Source organism: uncultured Mycobacterium sp. (assembly GCF_964249325.1).
In the GTDB taxonomy this organism is placed as follows: domain Bacteria; phylum Actinomycetota; class Actinomycetes; order Mycobacteriales; family Mycobacteriaceae; genus Mycobacterium.
This window is the reverse complement of sequence record NZ_CAXUCH010000237.1, coordinates 1-6,539: the sequence shown is the minus strand read 5'-3', so window position 1 is coordinate 6,539 and position 6,539 is coordinate 1. Positions and strand designations below refer to the sequence as shown.

The window sequence follows — 6,539 nt, the reverse complement described above, 5'->3', positions numbered from 1 at the left end:
CTGCGAATCACTCCCGGACAGATTCGCCGCTATGCGGCAGTCGGGGGCGACCATCATCCGATCCACCCCAACCCGAGCGCGGCCAAGCGGTTCGGCTTCCCTACCGTGATTGCACACGGAATGTTCAGTGCTGCAGCGGTATTGGCCAATATCGAGGCCCGTCTTCCGGAAGCGGTCAGCTATGCGGTGCGGTTCGGCAAACCTATGGTGCTGCCTGCGCAGGCCGGGCTGTACGTCGAGCGCGTCGACGACGGCTGGGATCTTGCGTTGCGCAATATCGCCAAGCGCTACCCGTATCTCACCGGCACGGTTCGCGCGCTGTAGCCGACGCCTCCGGTGGCTAGCCGGAACCCGTAGCGACCTTGGTCGCGGTGCCAGCGTCGCGATCGGCCGGCCAGCCCTTCAGGCCGCGCCAGAAGAGGTTGATCATCAGCTCCGCCGCTTCGTCGACATCGGTGTCCCCCGTACTGAGCCGGGTCGCCACCGCCTCGCCGGCGCCTACCAGCGCCACGGCCATCATCTCGAAGTCGGTATCCGGCTCGGGGTTGCGGGTGCCCGCGCGCAGCAGGCGGGCGACCAGCTCGATGATCCGCTCGCGGCCCTCGCGGACGGTTTGCGCGAACGCCTGCGAGCTGGTGGCCTGCGTGTACATCACGATCCACGACGCGCGGTTGGCGTCGATGTAGCGCAGGAACGACACGATGGTGTTGCGCAGCAAGTCCTTCGGGCTCTGGTCGAAATCAATGTCTTCGCGCACGCCTTCGATGAAGCGCGTCAACTCGCGGTTCAGGCAAGCACCGAAAAGCTCTTCTTTGGACCCGTAGTACAGGTACAGCATCGGCTTGGAGATCTCGGCCTTGGCGGCGATCGCATCCATCGAGGTCTCGTGATAGCCGTTGACGGAAAACATCTGCACGGCCGCATCCAGCATCTGCTGCTCGCGGACAGCACGAGGCAACCGTTTGGTACCACCTGCCATGTGCTGTCCTTCTTGAACTGCCGAGCTTGAGCCGCCGGAGTCGTCATCCGGATTATGTGACTCCAGAGTAATTAATGGGCCTGTCGCCCACATGCTCTACCGGCCACAGGCCGGGTTGTGCCCCTTCACCGCGGCCATCCGCAACACCGATTTGTCGACCGCCGGCGTCGTCAACTCGCCGGCGGCCAGCGCCTTCCCCAGCCGGTCGAGCACCGCGGGCACCTCGTCGGTAGTGACCCACAGCGCCGTGTCGGAGCCGGCTTGCAAGGTGCGCAACACCGCCTCGGCCACGCCGAAACGGTCCGAGATCGCGGCCATGCTGGACAGGTCGTCGCTGAAAACCGGGCCGTCGAAGGGCGGGCCACCGTACCCGGCACCGCCGCGCAGCAACTTCACCGCGGCCGGGCTGAGGCTCGCCGGTTGGGTTCCTGTCAGTCCGGGAACTTGCATGTGACCGATCATTACCCCGACCGGGCTGGCGGTGACCAAGGTCCGGTACGGCACCAGATCGTCGTTTTGCAACTCCGACAGCGGCGGTGTGGTGACGGCTCCGGTGTGCGAGTCACCGGAGCCGTGTCCGTGCCCCGGAAAATGCTTGAGCACCGGCAGCAGCCCGGCATCGCGCAAGCCGCGGGCATATGCGCCGGCGTACGCGGTGACGACGGCCGGATCCGATCCGAACGATCGGTCGCCGATGACCGTGTCGGCCGGGGCGTCGGTGACGTCGACCACCGGGGCGAAGTCGATGGTGATGCCCAGGCCGCGCATTTTGTGGCCGCGGTCCAGCGCCATGCTGTAGACCCGATCGGCGGTCTTGGTCTGCGCCAGCGTCCGGGCCGACGGGGCCGGTCCGATCAGCGGGGACAGCCGCGCGACTCGGCCGCCCTCCTCGTCGACGCTCACCGCCAGCGGCAGCGGGGCTGCGCTGCGCGCGATATCGGTAAGCGAGCCGTCGGTCAGCATCGACAGATCCGTCCAGCTGCCGATAAAGATGCCTCCGATGTGGTGGTTGGCCACGACGGCCCTGGCATCACCGGCGTTGCGCACGCCCACCATCAGCAGTTGGGCCAGCTTGTCGCGCGCCGACATTGCCGCCAGCATCGCCGTCCCATCCCCGCACGCTGGCGGCACCGGCTTAGCCGACGCACTTGGCCGCGGGGACGACGTGGGATGCTCTGGTGTCCGACCGCATGCCGCCATCAGCATCGACGCGGCGGCAAGCACGGCCAGCGTGCGGGCGACAAACACCAGCCCATGCTGTCACGGCCCGGATCGCGGTTGTTGTGGCCCCGCCGGACCCACAAAAGCGCAAGACGGCTGCCTGACCAACCTGCCTTACACGGCTGCCGTGGCGACCCCTTGCGGCGCGGCAATGCTCCGGCGGCCGCGAATCGGATTTCTGCTAGGTTGGCGACAACCCACGACTGCAATTTCGAGGAGCCACCGATGAACCGGTTCGTTGCGCCTGCGGCGGCTAGCGTCGTGGTCGGTCTGTTGCTGGGCGCGGCCGCCATCTTCGGGATCACGCTGATGGTGCAACAGGACACCAAGCCGCCACTGCCCGGCGGCGACCCGCAGTCGTCGGTGCTCAACCGGGTCGAGTACGGCAACCGCGCGTAACCTCGTGATGCGGGCCGGCGTGGTGGCCCGGGGAAACGCTGGGGAACCCGGATCTAGTTTGAGCGCGGCGACCCCAGCTGTCCCCACACAGTCGTTTGCGGCGCCGCTACCGCGGCGCTGGTTGTGGTTGGTCGCGACGGTCGCGCTGGCGCTGAGCTTCGCCCAGTCGCCGGGGCAGATCTCCCCCGACACCAAACTCGACCTGACCGCCAACCCGCTGCGGTTCCTGGCCCGCGCGACCAACCTGTGGAACAGCGAGCTGCCGTTTGGCCAGGCCCAAAACCAGGCCTACGGCTATCTGTTTCCGCACGGTGCCTTCTTCCTGGCCGGCCACCTGCTCGGGCTACCTGGCTGGGTCACCCAGCGGCTGTGGTGGGCGCTGCTGCTCACGGTCGGGTTTTGGGGATTGTTGCGGGTCGCTGAAGCGCTCGGCATCGGCAGCCCGAGCTCACGGGTAATCGCCGCTGCGGCGTTCGCACTGTCGCCGCGGGCACTGACCACCCTCGGGTCCATCTCGTCGGAGACCCTGCCGATCATGCTGGCGCCCTGGGTGCTGCTGCCGACGATTCTGGCGCTGCGCGCAGATCCTGGCAGATCGGTGCGACAGCTGGCCGGACAGGCCGGGCTCGCGGTCGCGTTGATGGGCGCGGTGAACGCGATCGCGACGCTGGCGGGCTGCCTACCCGCCGTCATCTGGTGGGCGTGCCATCGCCCCAACCGGGTGTGGTGGCGCTATACCGCGTGGTGGCTGTTGGCCATGGCGCTGGCGATGTTGTGGTGGCTGGTGGCGTTGATCCTGCTGGCCCGAATCAGCCCGCCGTTTCTGGACTTCATCGAATCCTCCGGCGTCACCGCCCAATGGTCATCGCTGATCGAGGTGCTGCGCGGAACGGACAGTTGGACGCCGTTCGTGGCGCCCAACGCCACCGCGGGCGCACCGCTGGTGACCGGATCGGTTGCCATCCTGGCCACCTGCCTGGTCGCGGCCGCCGGCTTGGCCGGACTGGCCATGCGGGCCATGCCTGCCCGGGGGCGGCTGGTCACGATGCTGCTGATCGGAGTGACGCTGTTGGGCGCCGGCTACTCCGGTGGGCTGGCCTCGCCGGTGGCGCATCAGGTACAGGCGTTTCTCGATGCCGGCGGCGCACCGCTGCGCAACGTCCACAAGCTGGAGTCGCTGATCCGGATCCCGGTGGTGCTGGGTCTGGCTCACCTGCTGGGCCGGGTACCGCTGCCGGGCAGCACGCCCGTCCGCGAATGGGTCGCCGCCTTCTCCCACCCCGAACGCGACAAGCGGGTTGCCGTCGGGATCGTCGTCCTGATCGCGCTCATGGTGGGCACGTCGCTGGCCTGGACCGGTCGGCTCACGCCGCCGGGCACCTTCCGCGCGATACCCCAGTACTGGCGTGACGCGGCCGACTGGCTCACCGAGCACAACACCGGCACCCCGACGCCTGGGCGGGTGCTGGTGGTACCCGGCGCGCCGTTTGCGACCCAGGTGTGGGGCACCAGCCACGATGAGCCGCTGCAGGTTCTCGGCGACAGCCCGTGGGGGGTCCGAGACTCCATTCCGCTGACGCCGCCGCAGACCATCCGCGCCCTAGACTCGGTGCAGCGCTTGTTCGCCGCCGGACGGCCATCGGTAGGGCTGGCTGATACCCTTGCCCGCCAAGGCATTTCGTATGTGGTGGTGCGCAACGACCTCGACCCACAGACCTCACGGTCGGCCCGCCCGATTCTGGTGCACCGCGCCATCGCCGGATCGCCCGGGCTGGAAAAGCTGGCACAGTTCGGGGCGCCGGTCGGTGCCGGCGCGCTGTCGGGGTTCGTCGCCGACAGCGGCCTGCGGCCACGGTATCCCGCGGTGGAGATCTACCGAGTCGCCGCGGCCGCCGGCAAACCGGGCGCACCCTACTTCGCCGACACCGACCAGCTGGACCGCGTCGGCGGCGGCCCCGAGGTGCTGCTGCGCCTCGACGAACGGCGGCGCCTGCTTGACCAACCCGCGTTGGGCCCGGTGCTGCTGAGCTCCGACGCCGCCCGCGCCGGCGTGCCGGTGCCCCAGGTCACCGTCACCGACACCCCGCTGGCGCGGGAGACCGACTACGGCCGCGTCGACAACCACTCGTCCGCGATCCGCGCGGCCGGCGACGCCCGGCACACCTACAACCGGGTACCCGACTACCCCGTCCCCGGTGCCGCCACGGTTTTCGGCGGTTGGAACGGCGGCCGGCTCACTGCGTCGAGTTCGTCGTCGGACTCCACCGCGCTGCCGGACGTCGCGCCCGCCACCTCCCCGGCCGCTGCCATCGACGGCGACCCGGCGACTGCGTGGGTGTCCAATGCGCTGCAGGCCGCGGTCGGGCAATGGCTACAGGTCGATTTCGACCACCCGGTGACCAACGGCGTCATCACCCTGACGCCCAGCGCCACCGCCGTCGGCGCCCAGATCCGCCGAATCCAGATCGCCACCGTCAGCGGCACCACCACGCTGCGGTTCGACCAGGCCGGCAAGCCTCGCACCGCGGCGCTGCCCTACGGGGAAACGCCGTGGGTGCGGATCACCGCCATCGGCACCGACGACGGGTCCGCCGGTGTGCAGTTCGGTATCACCGATCTGTCGATCACCCAGTACGACGCCTCGGGTTTCGCCCATCCGGTCGAGCTGCGCCACACCGTGCAGGTTCCCGCTCCATCGCCGAAGTCGGCTGTGACGCAATGGGACCTGGGTTCGGAGCCGCTCGGCCGACCGGGCTGCGCCGAGGGGCCCGACGGTGTGCACTGCGCGGCGTCGATGGCACTGACCCCGGAGGAGCAGGTGGGGTTCAGCCGGACGCTCACCGTGCCGCGGGCGGTGTCAGTGACGCCCAGGGTGTGGGTACGGCCGCGGCAGGGCCCGAAGCTGGCTGACCTGTTCACCGAGCCGGACACCGTGCGGGCCCGCGGCGACTCCGACCTTGTCGACGTGCTCGGCTCCGCATACGCCGCCACCGACGGTGATCCGGCCACCGCGTGGACAGCACCCCAGCACGTCGTTCAGCACAAGACCCCGCCGACGCTGACCCTCACCTTGCCGCGGCCCACAGAGGTGACCGGGCTGCGGCTCACGCCGAGCGTGTCGGCGGTGCCGGCCCACCCCACCATGGTGGCGGTCGACCTCGGCGACGGTCCGCAGGTTCACGAACTGAAATCGGGCGACCATGCCGGCGCCCAGACAGTGCGGCTCAAAGCGCGCAGCACCGATACCGTCACAATCAGCCTGCTGGACTGGGACGACGTCATTGACCGCACAGCGCTGGGCTTCGACCAGCTCAAGCCACCGGGTTTGGCCGAGGTAGCGGTGCTCGGCGGGGACGGTCGACCAGTGGCGGCTGCCGAGGCACAGCGCAACCGCTCGCGGGAGATCACCGTCGACTGCGGTCACGGCCCGGTCATCGGGATAGCGGGCCGCTTTGTCCACACCGCGGTCCACACCACGGTGGGCGCGCTGCTGAACGGGGAACCGGTGGCCGCGCAACCATGTGAACGCGAGCCCATCGCGCTGCCGCCCGGCCAGCAAGAGTTGGTCATCAGCCCCGGCGACACGTTCGCGGTCGACGGAGCCGAGCTGACGGCTTCCGACGCAGCCGAATTACCCACGGTCGCACAGGTTCCCGCGGCTACGGGAGCATGGGGTCCGGCACGGCGCGAAGTTCAGGCACCCGCGGCGAGCACCTCGCGGGTGCTGGTGGTACCGGAAAGCATCAACCCCGGCTGGGTGGCGAGCACCAGCGACGGAACAAGACTGACGCCGATCGCCGTCAACGGCTGGCAGCAAGGCTGGCTGGTGCCCGCGGGCACGTCGGGCACAATCACGCTGATTTTCGTCTCGAATTCGTGGTACCGCGCCGGGCTGCTGGGTGGGCTGGCTCTGCTGCCGCTGCTGGCCCTGCTCGCGTGG

At 69.2% G+C, this 6,539-nt stretch carries 5 protein-coding genes; 3 read left to right on the top strand and 2 right to left on the bottom strand.

Features of this window, described 5'->3' with window-relative positions:
* A partial coding sequence (locus ACFE99_RS21185) for a MaoC/PaaZ C-terminal domain-containing protein (RefSeq protein WP_375488368.1) occupies positions 1-324 on the top strand: 324 nt, incomplete at its 5' end.
* Positions 325-340: 16 nt separating this feature from the next.
* On the opposite strand, the gene ACFE99_RS21180 is transcribed toward ACFE99_RS21185, so the two are convergent.
* Both ACFE99_RS21180 and ACFE99_RS21175 read right to left on the bottom strand, forming a co-directional pair.
* Entirely contained in the window at positions 341-979 is a 639-nt protein-coding gene (locus ACFE99_RS21180; protein ID WP_375488370.1) for a TetR/AcrR family transcriptional regulator, read from the bottom strand.
* 96 nt (positions 980-1,075) lie between these two features.
* A complete protein-coding gene (locus ACFE99_RS21175; RefSeq protein WP_375488369.1) occupies positions 1,076-2,185 on the bottom strand; it encodes a glycoside hydrolase family 3 N-terminal domain-containing protein in 1,110 nt (369 codons plus the stop codon).
* Between the two features lie 240 nt (positions 2,186-2,425).
* Here ACFE99_RS21175 and ACFE99_RS21170 point away from each other — a divergent pair, with 240 nt between their 5' ends.
* Positions 2,426-2,599 carry a DUF2613 domain-containing protein gene (locus ACFE99_RS21170; protein WP_375488367.1) on the top strand — a complete coding sequence of 58 codons (174 nt, stop codon included), beginning with the start codon at positions 2,426-2,428 and terminating at the stop codon, positions 2,597-2,599.
* 58 nt (positions 2,600-2,657) lie between these two features.
* A partial coding sequence (locus ACFE99_RS21165; protein ID WP_375488366.1) for an alpha-(1->3)-arabinofuranosyltransferase occupies positions 2,658-6,539 on the top strand: 3,882 nt, incomplete at its 3' end.